The sequence below is a fragment of the Halorubrum sp. SD41 genome (genome assembly GCF_058630335.1).
This window is the reverse complement of the sequence record NZ_JBZVGZ010000002.1, coordinates 89,212-106,880: the sequence shown is the minus strand read 5'-3', so window position 1 is coordinate 106,880 and position 17,669 is coordinate 89,212. Positions and strand designations below refer to the sequence as shown.

Sequence of the window (17,669 nt, the reverse complement as noted above, 5' to 3'; positions counted from 1 at the left end):
AGATCTCGATCTGAGTGGTAGAACGTCCAGTCGAGAGCTACCCTTCGAGGGGGACGAACGAGCCGTTGATGTCCCACTCGTGGATACAGTAGACGTTGCCGGGCTCGTCCGCGATCCGCCACCCGTCGGCCTCGTCGTCCCACCGCTCCTCGCGCCCGCACAGCTCGCACGTGCGCTCCTTCGGCGGTGTGATGGTCACGCTCATACCCGAGCGAACGGCACCGGCGAGCAAAAGGATACCGGCGATCGGTGGCGAGTGACCGCACGCGGTGACACCCGATCGGGCGGCGACTTCCGGATCGACCGCGCCATCGCGATCACGACCCGCGTCCACGACGCCGAGCGAGCAGCGACGCGCCCATCACCGCCGCGAGCGACGCGACGGCGTCGAAGCCGGGGAGGTCGTACGCGGTCGATCGGATCGGCGCCTCGTCGTACCCGAGGTCGCTCGCGTCGGCCTCGTCCGCGGACCGATCGCTCGCCGCGGACGGATCTCCCGGTTCGGCAGAGTCGGGAGACGCGGTTGACGTCCCGCCGTCGCCCTCACTCCCGGCGTCGTCGCCGGGCCGCCCGTCGGTCGGACGGGACCCGTCCGCCGCGGCACCGTTCGATCCGCGTTCCGGCCCGCCGGTACCGACGAGCTCCGGTGGCCCCGCAGACGGCGGGATCGCCGTGTCCCCCGGAGCGATCGTGATACCCATCCCCGGACGAGGCCCCGATCGGTCGGCGTCCGACGCGGGCGGCCCTTCGGGCAAACCCGAACCGCCCGCGTCGGTGACGTTACCGGTGCCGGCCGAGCCGGCGGGACCGACGGCCCCTCCGGATCCGCTCGGACCGCCGGTCGAACCGCCACCGGTCGAATCGCCGCTGGCGGCCGAACCGCCGCCGGCGATCGAACCGGAACCGTCCACCGCCCCGGGTGAGCCCGACACCTTCGAATCGGTGGACGAGCCCGCTTCGGTCGAGTCGTCGTCGGTCGCCGCGTCCGTACCCCCGTTCGTCGGATCGGCGGCGCCGTAGGTCAGATCAGTCGTCGCGCGGTGCCGGTCGTCGGCCGCGGTCCGACGCAGTCGGTCGTCGTCGACCCGGAACCCGGCCTCGAACGTCGCGCCGGGTTCGGGGAGCGTCTCGGTACCGAACGCGCGCTCGCCGTCGGCGACGAGGTACAGCCCCTCTCGGTCGAGGTGGACCGCGGATCCGTTCGGTGTTCGACCGAGCGCGTCGCCGTCGGTGGACTCGTTGCCGTCGTCCGTCTCCGTCGGCGCCACTCCGAACGAGAGGCCGTCGAGGCGGTCGAGGTCCGCACCTCGCTCCAGCGACGCGTTCGCGGCCGCCGGCAGGCCCGTCAGCCCGGTCGCGTTCACGGCGTACACGACGGTGTCGTTCGCGGTCGCGGTCGTCGCGGGCGTGAGCGTTCCGTCGGCGATCGCCCCTCTGACCGCGGTCGCGTTCCCGAAACCGCCGGGAGCGACCGCCCGAGTGGTGTACGCGGTCAAGTTGCCCGTCGAGCGAGGTTCAACGGTGACCGTCGCGGTGTCGTTGGCGACCTCGGTGCCGTGCTCCGACCGCAGCGTGAGGTCGTACGTCCCGGGCGAGAGCGGAGCGGTATCTCCAGTGACCGATTCGACGCCGATTCCGGACCCGGTCGTGACGAACTCCGATGGGGATTCGGGCGAGACGTACGTGTTGACCGTGACTGGTGTCGGACCCGTTTCGGTGGTTGTCAGTTCGAGTGTTGTAGTGGTATTATTTGATGATATCAAAGATATCGAAGAAGTGTCATATGTTGAATTAAGAACTAGATTAAGATGGTTGCCACTATACAATTTATTATGGATAATAGCACGTATAGTGGAAGCTTTATCTTCTAAAACTTCTATATACCGTGTTTTAGTGCTATTTGTATTCAGATCATGTACTTCTACCGAATATGTCTCGGGTTGAGAAACAGGAATATATTTACTGACATTGGAAGCGTTATTCAGCATGATTTCTTTCCGATATACTATATCTGAATTTGCCTTCGAGACATTAAGAACAGCAGTCCGATTGGTTCCATTCGCTCCGATATGAACCGGTATCTGAGATCCGTTTACCGTGTCAGCTGTTTCAAAATAAACGGATGAGTCAATCAACTGGAAGGTGATATTCACTGTTCCAGAATTAGAATTTAATGAGTAATAGCCGGGACTAAGACCTTCAGTGCTTACCGCATGAATAGTGTTTGAACCAGTAGAATCTATTCGTCTAACTGGACTTCCGTTAAGCTTTGAAATATTATACTCATCCTGCTGTTTCAACCGGATACCAATTTTTGAACCTTGATTAATTACATAATTACCTTCGTCAGAGACTATATTATCTACACGTACAGGAGAACTGAATCGGCTTTTGAACGAAATACTACTTGAGGTGGAGACAATACCACCAACTTCAATATTGTCAATGACTGGCTGAATATTTTGAGTAGAATAATTGGATGCGAGCATTGGATAAACATACAAAAATTCACCATCTATATCAAACGCCTCAGGGTAGTTTTTAAGAGACATATTTTTTGTATTATTGTTAGATAATTCAGTAGTTAGATATCCCTGCGAACTGGATATATTCGTGTTAAATTCGAACAAGAGAGTACCATTAGACCCCTTATCTACATCCGATCTGCCGTAATAAAATGGTCCGCCTACGAGTTGAGCAGGCACAGAGACATCAATTGTTGTTGAATCTAAAGCGTAGATCGCATTGAAACCGTGTTTGTCTGGTGAAGAGTGAAGACCGATTATTATCTTTGTTTCACCTTCAAGATCGGTACCTTTGAGTGATATATTTTCGCTAGATGTCTCTACAGTTTTGATTTTGTCTCCTAGAGTACCATCTTGTCTCGCCTCCCAAATTGTTACAGCAGTGTTTAGATTTTGATTGTTGTTAGTGGAGTAATCGTAGAAAACGGATTGTGTAGATTGATTATACGTGTCAGATTTAAAACTTATAGACTCAAATGAAGATATATTAAAATCAACTGATGCTTTCTTTCCTCCCTGTTCAGCAGTATATGAGATGACAGATTTTATTTTTGATCCTTCTTTATTATATTTACTAACATTTGTTGTGTCTATATTGTTAATATATAGATCAAATCGTCCAGAACTAGAAATTGCTGAAGCAGATACGACAACGGTCGCATTTGAAGTGTTCGGGTTTTCTATATACACCTCAGAGCTATTCGTTTTCTCATCAATGTCTACTCGATAGGATGTCGCATTACTATCTAACTCTGCTCCAGAGTCAACGATATCTCCAATATGAATCTCAACAGGCTCGTTAGAATCAAGAACTTCGATATTGGTGATTACTTGCTGTTGTTCGGATCCAATTTCAAGATCGCTCGCACTATCTACATCCCATAGTTGTCCGGAGGCTGCGAACGTTCCAGAAATAATTAGTAAAACAACAGCACCCACCACGACACAGATCACGATACCGGCCCACAGCCATCGAAGCGATCGCGTCTGGATCATAGCGAACGAGCCACGGATGCCAGAGCGATCGCTCTCGGGGCAGCGCGACGTCGGTAGTCGGCCCGGCCCCGCGAAGCGGCTCTTGTCACACCGCGGGATCTCTCACTCGGGTCGATCGCTTATAAATGGCTTACGGACGTGAAAGCTTCCGTTCGGAGAAATAATCGCAAGACTGCGGCACCGCATGAAGGTGTGATACAAGCTGGTTCACCGGAGTGAATCCGGAAAAGGACCGAGCGGAAGGGCGGGAACTGAGTGGTCGCCGAAGCCGGTCAGTGTTCGACTGCTTCCATCATCGCGAGCAGCTGTTCGGACTGATCGACCTGGACCGGATGGAGCCCCACCAGCGCGATCACGTCCTCGCTGTCCGCGTCGGCCGCTTGGTGTTGGACGGTCGCGAGATAGAGGAAGACGGGGATGTCCTCGACGGACCCGCTCTGCCCGTTCGAGCCTTCGACGTCGGCGCTGACCGTCGTCTCAAACTTCGAGACGGTCGTCTCCTTGCCGAGGATCGTCCGGGTCTGCTCGCCGCGCGACTCGATATCGTCCGTCTGGATGTCGGCGTTGCCGCCGCCGACGCCCTGCTGAGTGACCTGGTTGAGGAGCTGGCGGATGAGGTCCGCGCCCTCCACTCGGACGAGGGGATTGACCGACTGGCCGGCGACCGAGGCGTTCGGCGTGCTCGCCACGAACAGCGCCGACTGGGTCGTCGGGTTGACGTACCGGGCGATCCACGTCGTCGCCGTTACCCTCGCGTTCACGCCCGTGACGTTGAACTCGCGGTCGATGCTGAACGACTCCGGCTCCTGTCCGTTGTACTCGGAGTCGGCGTACGCGCTCTCAGGGACGCGCGCCGGTTCCGCGTCGAACTCGTAGCTCCCGTCCTGGCCGGCGCAGCCGGCGACCGCGACGGACGCCGAGGCGGCCACGGCTGCGAGCAGTCCACGTCGTTTCATGTGTTCTGGTAGGTCTACACAGTTCTTTAAGCCTATCGACGCGTCTATTAGTCGCGAGAACCCCGCAGCCGAAGGCACAAAGTTCACGTCGGGCCGCGCGCGACGTGAGGCAAATGGAACGTCGAGGACAAACCGGGCTGGTGGAAGCGCTCTTCTTAGACGTGGTTCGCCTCCACGAGACGTGGATGGAGGTGGTCTTCCCGCGGCAGCTCGACCCGAGCGCCGTCCTCGGGAAGTGGAAGCCCGAGACGACCGTCCAGTCGGTCGGCTACTACCTCTGGGCGGTGCTGGGCGCGCCGCTCGTCGCGGTCGCGTACCCGCTCCTGCTCGTCGGGTTCGCCACGCGCTACTACGCGGCGAAGCTCGACTCCGCGGTCACCCGCATCGGCGTCGCCGGCGCCGTGCTCGTCGCCGCCGTCGTCTGGGGGACGCTGACGGTGATCACGCACCTCCAACTCCCGTTCGACGCGGTGATCGCGGTCGGCGCCGCCAGCACGGTGGCGGTCGTCTCGGCCGCGCTCGCCGCCGGCTTCTCGAAGGTCGGCGGGCGGTTCGTCAGCGTCCTGCTCGCGTACCCGTTCGCGATGACGGCGCTGTTCTTACCGCCGGTCGTCGCCGCGCTCGTCACGCCGACGCTGGAGGAACTAATCTTACCGCCGAGCTACGAGCTGGCGCGGTGGATCCTCGACACGTTCCTCTCGGTGGGCGGGATCAACGAGGCGCTCCGCGGCGCGTTCGACCTGGAGACGTTCGGCGAGCAGTGGGGGCTCCCCGGGCTCGGCTACGTGCTGATGTGGATCGGCATCTCGGTGCCGCTCGGGTGGTTCCTCGGCCTGCTCGTCGCGCTGGCGAACCTGATCCGGCCGACCGACGACGCCTGATTCGGTCGGTTCACTCCTCGGAATCGTACTACTCTTCGGAATCGTACTACTCTTCGGAATCGTACTTCTCGCTGGCCGATTCGAACGCCGACGCCGAGCGCTCCGTCTCCCGCCGGCGCTCGCGTTCTGCGATCGCCTCGGGGGCCGGACTCGCGTCGTCGTCGATCCGAGCGATCGACTTGTGGACCTTCGCGTGACACCAGCGACAGAGGCCGACCGTGATCTCGTGAGCGTCGTCGCCGCCGTACGAGAGGTGATGCTCCTCCACGAGCGGCCGCGAGTCGTCGTGGGCCAGTCGCACGTCGTCCAGTCCGCACCGGGAGCAGGCCTTCGCGTCCGTCGTGGACCGATAGTGCGGGCACGCGTGCCACTCGCGGTCGGGGCCGACGTGACAGTCGTATCCGTCAACGCGTCGGGCGGCCGCGAACTCGGGGTCGTGTCCCGCGCGCGTGAGCGCGAAGCGGCACCGGCCGTCGTCGGTGAGGTGGTCGCAGACGCCGGCGACCGCGTACGGGTCGTCGACGCCGACGGGAGTCCCGTCGGGAGTGCGCTCCATACCGGCCGGTGGGGGCGGACTCACTTCAATTCGGTCGGCCGGAGCGGGGAGACGCGAGAGGTGCGGGTGGGGGGAGATGCGGGAGGCGCGGCCGGTTAGACGAGGCTGGCGCCGTCGAAGTCAGTGCGGCCGTAGTCGACGTCAAGCAGGCGGAGGAGGGTGGGCGCGACGTCGAGGAGGTCGGCGTCCTCGACCGTCGCGTCCGGGTGGTCGACGAACAGCGCGGCGTCGTCGAAGGCGTGCATCCCGGTCCGCGGGCCGTCGGGGTCGAACACCTCGTCGTGCGGGCGGAACCCGGACTTGAGGTCGAACCCGTCGTTCGGGAGGACGACGAGGTCGGGCGCGATGGCGGCGTGGTCGCCCCGGAACACCGTCTCGCGGTCGACGACGCGGTCGGCGACGGGGTTCCCGTCGGGGCCGGTCCACGACTCCAGCGCCTCGCGCAGCTCCGCGCGCCTCTCCTCGTACTCGGATTCGGGGACGACCCCGTCCGGCTCGCGCCCCTCGACGTTGAGGTAGAAGCGGCCCGGGACGAGCGAGTACGCGCGGGCGTCGTCGATGTCGGCGAGCGCGTCGTGGCCGTCGTCCTCGTAGGAGAGCCACCCCTCACGTTCGAGCCACTCGTTGCAGTAGACGTCGTGGCGCAGGCGCCGGAACCCGTGCGTCGATCCGACGACGAGCGTGACGTCGTCGGGGAGCGCCTCGCGGACCGTCCCGATGTGGTCGTCTAAGGCGGTGTGGAAGGAGAGCAGCTCCTCGCGGTACGTCCCGCCGTCCTCGTAGTCGCCCCATAGGAAGTGGTTGACGCGGTCGGGAGCGGTGAAGACGCCGACAAAGAGGTCCCAGTCGTCGCGCTCGACGTACCGCTCGAAGGCCGCGGCGCGGGCGTCGAGGGTCTCGCGGGCGTGTTCTAAGAACGCGGTCTTGTCTTCCTTGTGGCCGAGCTTCGCGTTGACCGAGAGGCGGTAGTCGCTGCCGGTGAGGTACTCGCGGAGCTCCTCGGGATGTGCGGCCGCGTCGAGGTCGGGCGAGAGGTAGCCCGAGACCATTCGCTGAACGGTCCGCTGGGGCGGGAACGTGACGGGGACGTTCATCACGGTCGCGTCGAACCCCGCGTCGGTCGCGCGGTCCCAGACCCGCGGGGCCTGGACGTCGCGGCCCATCGGCACGTACGTGTCGTAAGAGCCGACCTCGCGGTCCTGAAAGCCGTACACGCCCGTTTCTCCGGGATTTTTCCCGGTCGTGAGGCTCGGCCAGCACGCGCTCGACTCCGCCGGGACGATGCTGTCGATCCCGCCGCCCTCGCCGTCGTCCGCGATCGCCGACAGCGTCGGGAACGTCTCGGGGTTGTCGGCGACGAGCCGGTACGAGAGGCCGTCGATCCCGATGAACGCCACCCGCGGCGTCTCGCTCCCACGCAGCCGGTCGAAGAGGCCCATACACACCCATCCGCGGTCGAAGGCAAAAGGATTGACATCGGCGCGGCAGAGAGCGCGGGGACCGACCCGCGCTCGAAGACTCCCTCGGGGGGCTTTTTGTCCGTGACCCGCGGAGGGCCCGACATGGAGACCCGACGCGCGCTGCTCGTCGACGCGTTCGCCGCGGAGCCGCTGGCCGGGAACGCCGCCGGCGTCGTCCCGGACGCCGAGGGGCTGAGCGACGACCAGATGGCCGCGGTCGCCGCCGAACTGGGCGCCTCGGAGACGGCGTTCCTAACCGACGGCGACGGCGCGACCGGTGACGGCGATGACTCGGCCGGCGACGGCGCGGCCGACGACCGGCTCCGCTACTTCTCGCCGACCACGGAGGTCGACCTCTGCGGGCACGCCACGATCGCGACCTACGGCGCCCTGTTCGCCGAGGGTGCGATCGACGGCGGCGAGCGCGCTGTCCGCACGAACGTCGGCGACGTCACGGTCGCGGTCGACGACGACGGCACCGTCTGGATGCGACAGCAGGCGCCGAGCGTGGAGGTCGTCGACGTCGACCTCGACCGGGTCGCGGACGCCCTCGGGGTCGACCCCGCCGCGCTGCGCGACGTCGGCGCGGACCTCCCCGTCGCGGTCGCGTCGACCGGCCTTCCGTTCCTCGTCGTCCCCGTGAACTTCTTGGAGCGGCTCGGCGAGGCCGACCCGGACGACGACGCGGTCGAAGCGCTCTCCGACGAGTTCGACGTCGCGGGCGTCTACGCGTTCACCTTCGACGCGCTCGACGCGGACTCGACGCTCCACGGCCGGGCGTTCGTGCCGTCGCTCGGCATCCCCGAGGACCCGGTCACGGGCACCGCGAGCGGGGCGGTCGGCGGGTACCTCCGCCACGTCGACGCCTTCGACGGCGACGAGCCCGAGGAGCTCCGGTTCGAGCAGGGCCACTTCGTCGACCGGCCGGGTCACGTCCGCGTCCGCGTCGAGGCGGAGGGCGTCCGCGTCGGCGGGCGGGCGACGGTCGCGCTCGACGGGGAGATCCGGATCCCCGACGACGAGGACGACGAGATCATCGAGGCGTAAACCGCCTGTCCCGAACCGCCGACCGGGACGGTCCCGTCGCTCACGGCCGGACTCGCGGGCCGCGGACCGAACGTTTAGCATCGTTCGCGACGTACCGTGACTATGGAGTTCGACCTTCCACGCGCGGCAGCGATCCTCGTACTGATCGTCGCGGTCGGCGCCGGCGGCCTCATCGGCGCGGGGATGATGCCCCTCCAGACGACGCTGATGATGGTCGTCCCGTCGATGCTCGTCTTCGGCGCGCTCGCGTTCGCGCTCGGCGTGAAACACGGCGAGTTCCGGGCCGGACACGCCTGAGCCGACGCCGAAGGCGGGAGACGAGCGCCCGATCGCGAAGCGATAGCGGTTGTCGCCGCGACCGACCGGGAATCACGAGCCTTTTGAGACGGCGTGGCGAACCCGGAATCGTGCTGCCCGGGTCGCCACTCGTCGAACTGCTGTTGATCGCCGGCGGCGTCGCCCTCCTGTACGCCGGCGCCGAACTGCTCGTCGCGGGCGCGAGGGACCTCGCGCTCGCCGTCGGGCTGAAGGCGTCGACCGTCGGCGTCACCGTCGTGGCGTTCGCGACGACCGCCCCGGAGCTTTTCGTCTCCCTCCTCGGCGCCGTCACGGTGTCGACCGACATCGGGCTCGGCGCGATCGTCGGCTCGAACATCGCGAACATCGGGCTCGTGCTGGGCGTCTCCGCGCTGATCCGCCCGCTCGACGTCTCCGACACCGTCTTCCGCCGAGACGTGCCGTTCATGGTGCTGGCCGCGCTGCTGCTCGTCGGCCTCGGCTGGGACGGTCGGATCGGGCTCGTCGACGGCGCCGTGCTGCTCGCGGCGCTCGTCGCGTTCACCGCCGCGGTCCTGTGGCGCGTCCAGGAGAACCAGTCGGCGATCACCGACAGCGAGCGTGACGAGATGCCCGACGCGAAGCTCCGCGACGCCGCGATCGTCGTCGCCGGGATCGCCGCGCTCGTCCTCGGGTCGCGGTGGCTGATCGACGGCAGCGAGTCGCTTCTGGCGGCCGCCGGCTTCTCGGACATCTTCATCGGGCTCACCGTGCTGGCGCTCGGCACGTCGCTGCCCGAACTGGCCGCGAGCGTCGTGGCCGCGGTGCGCGGCGAGGCGGAGTTCAGCGTCGGCAACGTCGTCGGCTCGAACATCTACAACGTCCTCGCGGTCATCGGCATCGTCGCCGTGGTGACCCCCATCCGCGTCGCCCCGGGCGTCCGGGGCTTCGAGTTTCCCGCGCTGCTCGCGTTCACCGCCGCCATCGTCGGGGTGATGGCGTACCGCGAGCGGATCACCCGCGTCGACGGCGCGGCCCTCACCGTCGGGTACGGGATCTTCGTCTACCTGTTGCTCCCGTAGCGCGGGAGCCGTCCAGCGGACCGGAGCGGAGGCGTGACGGAACGCGAACCGACGGGTATTCGGTCGCGGACGGCGGAGCCGGTGTCGTGATAGCGATCGTCGTCAGCCGGGCCGACAGCGCCTCCGAACACATCGGCGAGCGGCTGCTGGAGGTCGGCGACTGGGAGACCCGGGAGGACGGCTCGCGGTCCGACGCCGACGGGGGCGGAACGTACTACCGGACCGACGGGGTCGAGCTCCGCGAGTTCGACGACCTCCACATCCACATGTCGGACCCGACCGCCGCGTTCGACTGCGACCCGGCCTTTATCGCGTTCGTCTCCCGGCATTCGGGCGAGACCGGCGAACTGCTCACCGCGCACGTCACCGGGAACTTCGGCGGCGCCGAGTACGGCGGCGAGCCGGAGTCGCTGGCGCGGGCCGCGCCCGGGGCCGAGAAGCGCGTCGTCGAGGCGCTCGCGCGGCACGCGCCGGAGGGGTACGAGGTCGGTATCGAATGCACGCACCACGGGCCGACCGACGTGTCGGTCCCCTCCCTGTTCGTCGAACTCGGCTCGGACGAGCCCCAGTGGGCGGACCCGGCGGCGGCCCGGGCGGTCGCGCGGGCGGTCCTCGACCTGCGGGGGACGGGCGCCGATCTGACCGATGATTCCGGCGGCCGTCCCCGCCACGTCGTCGGCTTCGGCGGCGGCCACTACGCGCCGCGGTTCACCCGGATCGTCCGCGAGACGGAGTGGGCGGTGGGGCACGTCGGCGCCGACTGGGCGCTCGCCGACCTCGGCGCACCCGACGCGAACCGCGACGTGATCGAGGCCGCCTTCGAACGGAGCCGGGCCGACCGCGCCGTGATCGACGGTGACCGTCCCGAACTCGCCGCGGTCGTCGAGGACCTCGGCCACCGGGTCGTGAGCGAGACATGGGTCCGCGAGGTCGGCGGCGCGCCGCTCCCGCTCGTCGAGCACCTGGAGGTCGAGATCGGTCCCGTCGACGAGGGGCTGCGGTTCGGCGCGGTCGAGCCGGAACTGGCCGGCGAGCAGCGCGGCGACGCCGACGCGATCGGCGACGCGGTCCGCGTCCGCGACCTCCCGGCGGACCTGCTCGCCCGGGCGCAGGGCCTCGACGCCGACGCGGCGCGGGAGGCGGTCGAGCGCGTCGCGATCGCGTTCGACACGGAGCAGGGCGGAACCCGCGCGACCGGGCGCGTCGCGTTCGCGACGGCCTCGGAGACGCCGGGGTACGCGGACCTCGTCGAGGGACTGGCGGAAGTGTTGGAAACGGGCTACGACGCGGTCGAGGTGGCGCCCGACCGGAACGCGGTCGTCGCCAGCGAGACGGCGTTCGACCCGGCGCTGGCGGCCGAGCGGGGCGTCCCGGAGGGACCGGCGTTCGGGCGGCTGGCCGACGGGGAGACCGTCGAGGTCGACGGGGAGACGGTCGGGCCGGAGGACGTGTCGCGGACGCGCACGGACCGGTTCCCGATCGACGCCGGCTCGCGCGACTGATTTATAAATAACGCCGCGATCGGCGGGCACGGTCGCGGCGCCCGTACTCACGGCGGTCGGCGGCGGACGCCGGTGATTTCGGCGTCCGACTCGCGTCAGACGAACGGGCAAAAATAAATACGTCCGGGTCGCAACCACACCATATAATGGACTCCATCGTTGAGGACGCCATCGACGAAGCCGAAGAGGCCCCCGCAGAGGACGCCGGGGGAGCCGGCGAGAGCGCCGCCGGAGGGAGCGCCGGCGCGCCGCCGCAGAGCGGGACGATGACCGACGACGAGCTACAGGACGTCCTCCAGGACCTCCAGACGAACATCACGGTCGTCGGCTGCGGGGGCGCCGGCGGCAACACGGTCAACCGGATGACCGAGGAGGGGATCCACGGCGCGAAGCTGGTCGCCGCCAACACCGACGTCCAGCACCTCGTCAACATCGAGGCCGACACGAAGATCCTCATGGGCCAGCAGAAGACGCAGGGGCGCGGCGCCGGCTCCCTCCCGCAGGTCGGCGAGGAGGCCGCCATCGAGTCCCAAGAGGAGATCCAAGACGCCATCGACGGCTCCGACATGGTGTTCGTCACCGCCGGGCTCGGCGGGGGCACGGGGACGGGCTCGGCGCCGGTCGTCGCGAAGGCCGCCCGCGAGTCGGGCGCGCTCACCATCGCCATCGTCACGACGCCGTTCACGGCCGAGGGCGAGGTCCGGCGGACGAACGCCGAGGCCGGCCTCGAACGGCTCCGCGACGTGAGCGACACGGTCATCGTCGTCCCCAACGACCGCCTGCTCGACGCGGTCGGGAAGCTCCCGGTCCGGCAGGCGTTCAAGGTGTCCGACGAGGTCCTGATGCGCTCGGTGAAGGGGATCACCGAGCTGATCACGATGCCGGGGCTCGTCAACCTCGACTTCGCCGACGTCCGCACGGTCATGGAGAAGGGCGGCGTCGCGATGATCGGCCTCGGCGAGTCCGACTCCGACTCGAAGGCGCAGGACTCGGTGAAGTCGGCGCTGCGCTCGCCGCTGCTCGACGTGGACATCTCGGGCGCGAACTCCGCGCTCGTGAACGTCACCGGCGGCACCGACATGTCCATCGAGGAGGCCGAGGGCGTCGTCGAGGAGATCTACGACCGGATCGACCCCGACGCGCGGATCATCTGGGGGACCTCCGTCGACGACGAGCTGGAGGGCGAGATGCGGACGATGATCGTCGTCACCGGCGTCGAGTCGCCGCAGATCTACGGCAGCAACGGCGAACCGCCGGAGGGCGGCGCGCCGAGCGACGTCGAAGACATCGACTACGTAGAGTAACGGGCGTCAGGCGACGGAGTCGATCGCCTCGGGCCACCGGGCGACCGCGACCGCCTGACCGTTCGGCTTAGGGGCGCGCATCAAAAGGTAAAAACCGTCTCGTCTCAAATCCTCGGCTAACATGGACGTTCCGTACGACCTCAACAGCTACATTCGGGTGCTGAAGCTGGCGAGCACGCCGAGCACCGACGAGTTCCTCCAGGTGTCGAAGATCGCCGGCGCCGGGATTCTGCTCATCGGGTTCATCGGGTTCCTGATCTTCGCGATCATGAGCTTGATCCCGGGGGTCGGCGCGTAATGCCGATCTACTCGGTCAAGACGACTGCGAGCCAGGAGCGCACCGTCGCCGACATGATCGCCGAGAAGGAGGCGCCGGAGATCCAGGCCGTCATCGCCCCCGACCAGCTCACGAGCTACGTGATGGTCGAGGCGACCGACGGGACCGCCTTCGGCCGGATCCTCGACGAGATCCCGCACGCCCGCGGCGTCATCCAGGGCGGCGACGGGCCCGCCGAGAGCCCCTTCTCCGAGGTCGAGCACTTCCTCTCGCCGACCCCGGACGTGGAGGGGATCGGCGAGGGCGACATCGTCGAGCTGATCGCCGGCCCGTTCAAGGGCGAGAAGGCGCGCGTCCAGCGGATCGACGAGGGGAAAGACCAGGTAACCGTCGAGCTGTACGAGGCGACCGTGCCGATTCCGGTGACGGTCCGCGGCGACCAGATCCGCGTGCTCGACAGCGAGGAGCGGTAGCGCCTTGTACTGAGCGAGCGGCGCGACGGGCAGCGGAGCCGCGGCGGACCGGTCCAGTGGTCTGACGCGGGGCCCGCACGCAACGACAAGGGCTTTATTCGACGACGACCGACCAGACGGATATGTTCGGCCACGGCGCGCCGGCGGTGTTGAGCGTGATCCCCGACACGTTCACGTTCGCGTGGATCGTCGCGATCCTCTTCGCGACGGCGTGGCTGCTCGACAGCCGCGGGCTGTCCGCGGGGCGGACGCTCGCGGCCGCGACGTGGGCGCTGTTCGGGCTGTTCTGGCTGTCGACGGTGCCGTACTTCGCGTTCGAACACCAGAGCTACGTCGAGTCGATCCTCGCGCTCGCCGGCTTCCCCGCCAGCGTGTACGCGGGGTACCTCCTGTACGACGGGCGGGCGTCGCTTTTCACCCTGACTCGGGCCATCGCGATTATGCTGTTCATCTACCTCCCGTTCGAGACGATCCCGGCGTTCACGTTCGCCGGGATCGCGGTGCCGGAGCCCCGTCGGGTCCTCATCGAGATCGTCGCGGCGCAGACCGGGGCCCTCATCGATCTCCTCGGGTACGCGCCGGAGGCGGTGACGAGCAGCGAGGGGTACGACGCGGCGTACTCGTGGACGCTCGACGACGGCCACACCGTCGTCATCCACATCGTGCTGGCGTGTACGGGGCTCGGAAGCATGGCCATCTTCGGCGGCCTCGTGGCCGCCGTCGAGGCGCCGCTCTCGCGGAAGCTCCGCGCGCTCGCGGTGTCGCTCCCGCTCATCTACGTCCTGAACCTCCTCCGGACGACGTTCATTTCGGTAGTGGCGGGCAACCAGTACATGCACTGGTACCCGGACCTGGTGTTGACGATGTTCGGCGCGACCGACCCGTACCGCGTCTCCTTCCTCATCTCGGACCGGATCATGAGCCAGCTGTTGGCGGTCGTGGCGCTCATCGCGATCACGTTCCTCGCGGTGCGCCAGCTGCCCGAGCTCGCGGTGATCTTGGAGGACGTCCTCTACCTCATCACCGGCGAGGAACACGACCTGACGGAGTCGCTCGACCTCCCGCGCGAGCCGACGAACCGGTAGCCCGGAATCCGGTCGCCGACACCGGCGGGCGACCGAGGCGGTCGTGTTCCCGAAAATATATAGCGCTATATAGCAAGCTATAGACGTTGGCGACGGGTACGAGCGACCATGACTGCGAGGACGCGAGACGGACCGCCGGGCTCCGGCCGCGGAGCCCGGCCGCGACGGGGTGGTCGCCGGTGCTGAGCGCGGTCGACCCGTTCGTCTACCTGGAGACGAACGTCGCCAAGCTGGTCCTCGCGACCGCGCTCGGCATGTTCCTCGGGCTGGAGCGCGAGTGGTCCCAGAAGTCGGCGGGGATCCGGACGTTCGCGCTCGTCAGCCTCGCGGCGGCCGTGTTCTCGCTGCTCGACGAGCCCGGGCTGCTCGTCGTCGGCGGGGTGTTGGTGGTCGCCAGCGCGGTCTTGCTCGCGGTCCGGAGCTTCGTCGAGCCCGACGTGGACGGGCTCTCGTTGACGACGTCGGCGTCGATGCTCGTCGCGTACGGGGTCGGCGTCCTCGTCGCGGAAGGACTCTTCATCGAGTCGGTGACGGTGGCGGTGCTGTCGTCGCTGCTGCTCGTGTTGAAGCGGGAGCTCCACGAGTTCGCGTGGGGGCTCTCCCGCGAGGAGGTGCGCAGCGCCGTGGAGTTCACCATCCTCGCGTTCGTCGTCTTCCCGCTCCTCCCCGCCGAGACGATCGACCCGTGGGGCGCGGTCCAGCCGCGGCTCGTCTGGTCGCTGGTGGTCGCGGTCAGCGCCATCGGCTTCGTCAACTACGTCCTCGTCAAGCGGTACCAGGGGCGCGGCTACGCGGTGACGGGCTTCTTCGGCGGGCTCGTCAACTCGACCGCGGTCGTCGCGGAGATGGCGAAGCGCGCGAAGGGGCGGGCGGACCTCCGCGAGATCGCGGTGGGGTCGATCCTCCTCGCGAACGCGGCGATGGCGTTCCGGAACGCCGCGGTGGTGGCCGTCTTCGTCCCGGAGGCGGCGCTCGTCGTCGGAGTGCCCCTCGGCGCGATCACGCTCGCGGGGATCGGCGTCGCGGTGTGGCGAAGCGACTGGCGGACGGCGATGGAGGCCGAGCTCACCTCTCCGTTCAGCCTCGGGAACGCGCTCACCTTCGGCGCGCTCTTCCTGCTCGTGCTGCTCGTCTCGGCGGTCGCCGAGGAGACGTTCGGCGCGGGCGGGTTCGTCGCCACCTCCTTCCTCGCCGGGCTGGTGTCGTCGGGGACCTCGACGACTACGGCCGTCTCGCTGCTCGGGACCGGTCAGATCGGCGTCGAGGCCGCGGTCGCGGGCGTGGTGGCCGGCACCGCCGCCAGCATCCTGATCAAGACCGCCTTCGCCGCGAGCATCGCGCGCGAACTGGTACGGCCGGTGTTCCTCTGGAACCTCCTGTTGATCGCCGTGGGCGTGATCGCCGGGCTACCGCTGTTAGTACTCTGATCGCTTTCGCCGCGGAGTCGGGCGGAGTCGACGGTCAAGCCGCTTTCAGGAGAGGTGTTCGGCGATGTCCGTCGACGACACCATCCCCACGTAGTCGTCGTCGACGACTGGGAGGTGTTTCACGCCGTACATCGTCATCATGGCGGCGACCTCCTGCATCATCAGGTCGGGCGTCACCGTCTCGACGTCCTCGGTCATCACGTCGCGGACCGCCGTCGCCTCTGGGTCGCGCCCGTCGGCGACCGCCCCGACGACGTCGCTCTGCGTGACGATACAGCCGCCGCCGGTCGTCACGACCAGCGCGCTGATCCCCTCGTCGCGCATCCGACGGGCGGCGTCCCGAACCGGCGCGTTCGCGCCGATCGTCTCCAGCGGGGTCGACATCACGTCCGCGACGCGTGTTCTGTCGTCGAGATCCATACCTCGCTGTGTGGTACCGTATCACATTACTCTTCCGGAACGCACAACGCGGGGCGGGCGCCGCGGTTCCGGTCGGTCACCGCGCCCTCGAAAGGTACGCTGTGAGGTCCGTCGTCGACACCATCCCGATCGGCCTGCCGTCGGCGTCGGTCACCGGGAGGTGGGTGTAGCCGTGCGCGGTCGGCTCCGCCAGTTCGGCGACGGTGTCGTCGCGGCCCACGGTGACGATGTCGGTCGTCATGAACGCCTCGACCGGTGTCCGGTCCTTCGGGTCGTTGTCGCGGACGAGCGCGACGAAGTCCGTCGCGGTGATCAGGCCCGCCAGCGTCCCGTCGGGCTCGACGACGAGGATCGAGCCGACGCCTGTCTCCCGCATTCGCTTCGCCGCGTCGGCCGCGGCGGCCCCGCGTTCGATCGTCGTGAGGTCGGTCGACATCAGCCGGTCGACGGGCACGTCGTTCATGCCGCCTGCCAACGCGCGGCACGATAATCAAACGTCCGGTCGGTCCGTGACCGCCGCGCGGGTCCGACCGCGAGGACTCACTCCTCGACGAGCGACTGGGGGGCGCCGGCGAGGCCGACGAGGGCGTCCGCCTCGACGTGGTGGAGGTCGCCGGGGATCACGAGCAGGTGGAGCGGGTCGCCGAACTCGCGGTCGGCGAGCGCGCTCAGTCGGTCGACCGCCACGACGGCGTCGGGGGAGCCGGCACGCGCGACGACGACCGCGAGCTCGTCGGCCCAGTTGTCGGCGAGCAGGCCCGCGGCGACGGCCGCGGTCATGTACTCCTCGTGGTCGGGATCGGGGCCGGTCGGTCCCGTTCCCACCTTGATGTCGAGGTAGACGACGGTGTGGAGCCCGCGCTCGCGGTTCGCCTCGATCGTCTCGACCACGCTCGCGGGCACGTCGTCGCCGCCGTGCGCGTACGGGAACGGCAGCGTCGTCGCCTTGCCGAACCGGTAGTTCTGGAGGCCGGTGAGGCTCGACGCCGCCGACTGGGCGGTGACCCCGTGGACCACCCGCGTGTCGATGCCGCGCTCCTCGGCGCGGAGGCGGAGGTCGGTGTGAGTGGTCGAGATCATCGTGTCGCCGGCGGTGAGGAACGCCGCGTCGCCGGACGCGGCCACGTCGAGGATCGGCTCCGGGTCCCGCTCGACGCCGTCGCGGTCGCGGACCTCGACGTCGACGCCGTGGTGCGCCTCCAGGTCGGCGACGTCGGCGCCGACGAGCCGACTGGTGTAGAACTCCGCGAAGACGCGGTCGGCCTCGCGCAGCGCCTCCCGCCCCTCGACGGTAACGGAGCGCTCGTCGTAGAGGCCGAGCCCGATGAACGTGAGCATGTCCGCGCTCGGCGCGCGGCGCAGTAAAAGGACGCGGAACCCCGGTCGGCGGTGTGGGATAGAG

18 protein-coding genes are annotated in these 17,669 nt (G+C 67.1%); 10 read left to right on the top strand and 8 right to left on the bottom strand.

What is annotated here, in order from left to right; translation table 11 throughout:
• Positions 1 to 37: 37 nt before the first annotated feature.
• From AC4NMM_RS01290 to AC4NMM_RS01280, 3 genes are all read right to left on the bottom strand, one after another.
• Positions 38 to 205 carry an HEWD family protein gene (locus tag AC4NMM_RS01290; protein ID WP_172863927.1) on the bottom strand — a complete coding sequence of 56 codons (168 nt, stop codon included), beginning with the start codon at positions 203 to 205 and terminating at the stop codon, positions 38 to 40.
• Between the two features lie 112 nt (positions 206 to 317).
• Positions 318 to 1,727 carry a hypothetical protein gene (locus AC4NMM_RS01285; RefSeq protein ID WP_491923348.1) on the bottom strand — a complete coding sequence of 470 codons (1,410 nt, stop codon included), beginning with the start codon at positions 1,725 to 1,727 and terminating at the stop codon, positions 318 to 320.
• Positions 1,728 to 3,793: 2,066 nt separating this feature from the next.
• Entirely contained in the window at positions 3,794 to 4,477 is a 684-nt protein-coding gene (locus AC4NMM_RS01280; protein WP_096393530.1) for a DUF6517 family protein, read from the bottom strand.
• 140 nt (positions 4,478 to 4,617) lie between these two features.
• Between AC4NMM_RS01280 and AC4NMM_RS01275 the strand changes: the two genes are divergently transcribed.
• Entirely contained in the window at positions 4,618 to 5,358 is a 741-nt protein-coding gene (locus AC4NMM_RS01275; protein ID WP_096393531.1) for a hypothetical protein, read from the top strand.
• 46 nt (positions 5,359 to 5,404) lie between these two features.
• Here the strand turns inward: AC4NMM_RS01275 and AC4NMM_RS01270 are convergent, their stop codons facing one another.
• Positions 5,405 to 5,914: a DUF7097 family protein gene (locus AC4NMM_RS01270; protein ID WP_491923327.1), complete on the bottom strand. Its 510-nt coding sequence runs from the start codon at positions 5,912 to 5,914 to the stop codon at positions 5,405 to 5,407.
• 95 nt (positions 5,915 to 6,009) lie between these two features.
• Positions 6,010 to 7,353 (bottom strand): alkaline phosphatase family protein, encoded by a 1,344-nt coding sequence (locus tag AC4NMM_RS01265; RefSeq protein WP_491923326.1) that lies wholly within the window; start codon positions 7,351 to 7,353, stop codon positions 6,010 to 6,012.
• 123 nt (positions 7,354 to 7,476) lie between these two features.
• Between AC4NMM_RS01265 and AC4NMM_RS01260 the strand changes: the two genes are divergently transcribed.
• The 9 genes from AC4NMM_RS01260 to AC4NMM_RS01220 all read left to right on the top strand — a co-directional run bounded on the left by AC4NMM_RS01260 (position 7,477) and on the right by AC4NMM_RS01220 (position 15,847).
• Positions 7,477 to 8,421, top strand: coding sequence for a PhzF family phenazine biosynthesis protein (locus tag AC4NMM_RS01260; protein WP_491923325.1), 945 nt, complete (start codon positions 7,477 to 7,479; stop codon positions 8,419 to 8,421).
• 102 nt (positions 8,422 to 8,523) lie between these two features.
• Complete coding sequence (locus tag AC4NMM_RS01255) at positions 8,524 to 8,718, top strand: DUF7333 family protein (protein WP_096393535.1); 195 nt, start codon at positions 8,524 to 8,526, stop codon at positions 8,716 to 8,718.
• A 110-nt stretch (positions 8,719 to 8,828) separates the two neighbouring features.
• Positions 8,829 to 9,779, top strand: a complete 951-nt coding sequence (locus AC4NMM_RS01250) for a calcium/sodium antiporter (RefSeq protein WP_096393536.1) — start codon at positions 8,829 to 8,831, stop codon at positions 9,777 to 9,779.
• Between the two features lie 86 nt (positions 9,780 to 9,865).
• Positions 9,866 to 11,281, top strand: coding sequence for a D-aminoacyl-tRNA deacylase (locus AC4NMM_RS01245; protein ID WP_096393537.1), 1,416 nt, complete (start codon positions 9,866 to 9,868; stop codon positions 11,279 to 11,281).
• Positions 11,282 to 11,427: 146 nt separating this feature from the next.
• Positions 11,428 to 12,585, top strand: a complete 1,158-nt coding sequence (ftsZ, locus tag AC4NMM_RS01240; RefSeq protein WP_096393538.1) for a cell division protein FtsZ — start codon at positions 11,428 to 11,430, stop codon at positions 12,583 to 12,585.
• Positions 12,586 to 12,706: 121 nt separating this feature from the next.
• Positions 12,707 to 12,883: a protein translocase SEC61 complex subunit gamma gene (locus AC4NMM_RS01235; RefSeq protein ID WP_004598344.1), complete on the top strand. Its 177-nt coding sequence runs from the start codon at positions 12,707 to 12,709 to the stop codon at positions 12,881 to 12,883.
• A complete protein-coding gene (locus AC4NMM_RS01230; protein WP_004598345.1) occupies positions 12,883 to 13,335 on the top strand; it encodes a transcription elongation factor Spt5 in 453 nt (150 codons plus the stop codon). The genes AC4NMM_RS01235 and AC4NMM_RS01230 overlap by 1 nt, the downstream gene beginning before the upstream one ends.
• Before the next feature lie 122 nt (positions 13,336 to 13,457).
• Positions 13,458 to 14,420 (top strand): archaeosortase A, encoded by a 963-nt coding sequence (gene artA / locus AC4NMM_RS01225; RefSeq protein WP_096393539.1) that lies wholly within the window; start codon positions 13,458 to 13,460, stop codon positions 14,418 to 14,420.
• 179 nt (positions 14,421 to 14,599) lie between these two features.
• Positions 14,600 to 15,847 (top strand): MgtC/SapB family protein, encoded by a 1,248-nt coding sequence (locus AC4NMM_RS01220; protein ID WP_096396124.1) that lies wholly within the window; start codon positions 14,600 to 14,602, stop codon positions 15,845 to 15,847.
• Between the two features lie 45 nt (positions 15,848 to 15,892).
• Here the strand turns inward: AC4NMM_RS01220 and AC4NMM_RS01215 are convergent, their stop codons facing one another.
• From AC4NMM_RS01215 to dph5, 3 genes are all read right to left on the bottom strand, one after another.
• Positions 15,893 to 16,267 carry a CBS domain-containing protein gene (locus AC4NMM_RS01215; protein WP_096393540.1) on the bottom strand — a complete coding sequence of 125 codons (375 nt, stop codon included), beginning with the start codon at positions 16,265 to 16,267 and terminating at the stop codon, positions 15,893 to 15,895.
• 76 nt (positions 16,268 to 16,343) lie between these two features.
• Entirely contained in the window at positions 16,344 to 16,730 is a 387-nt protein-coding gene (locus tag AC4NMM_RS01210; protein ID WP_096393541.1) for a CBS domain-containing protein, read from the bottom strand.
• A gap of 77 nt (positions 16,731 to 16,807) precedes the next feature.
• Positions 16,808 to 17,605: a diphthine synthase gene (gene dph5 / locus AC4NMM_RS01205; RefSeq protein WP_491923324.1), complete on the bottom strand. Its 798-nt coding sequence runs from the start codon at positions 17,603 to 17,605 to the stop codon at positions 16,808 to 16,810.
• Positions 17,606 to 17,669: the final 64 nt, after the last annotated feature.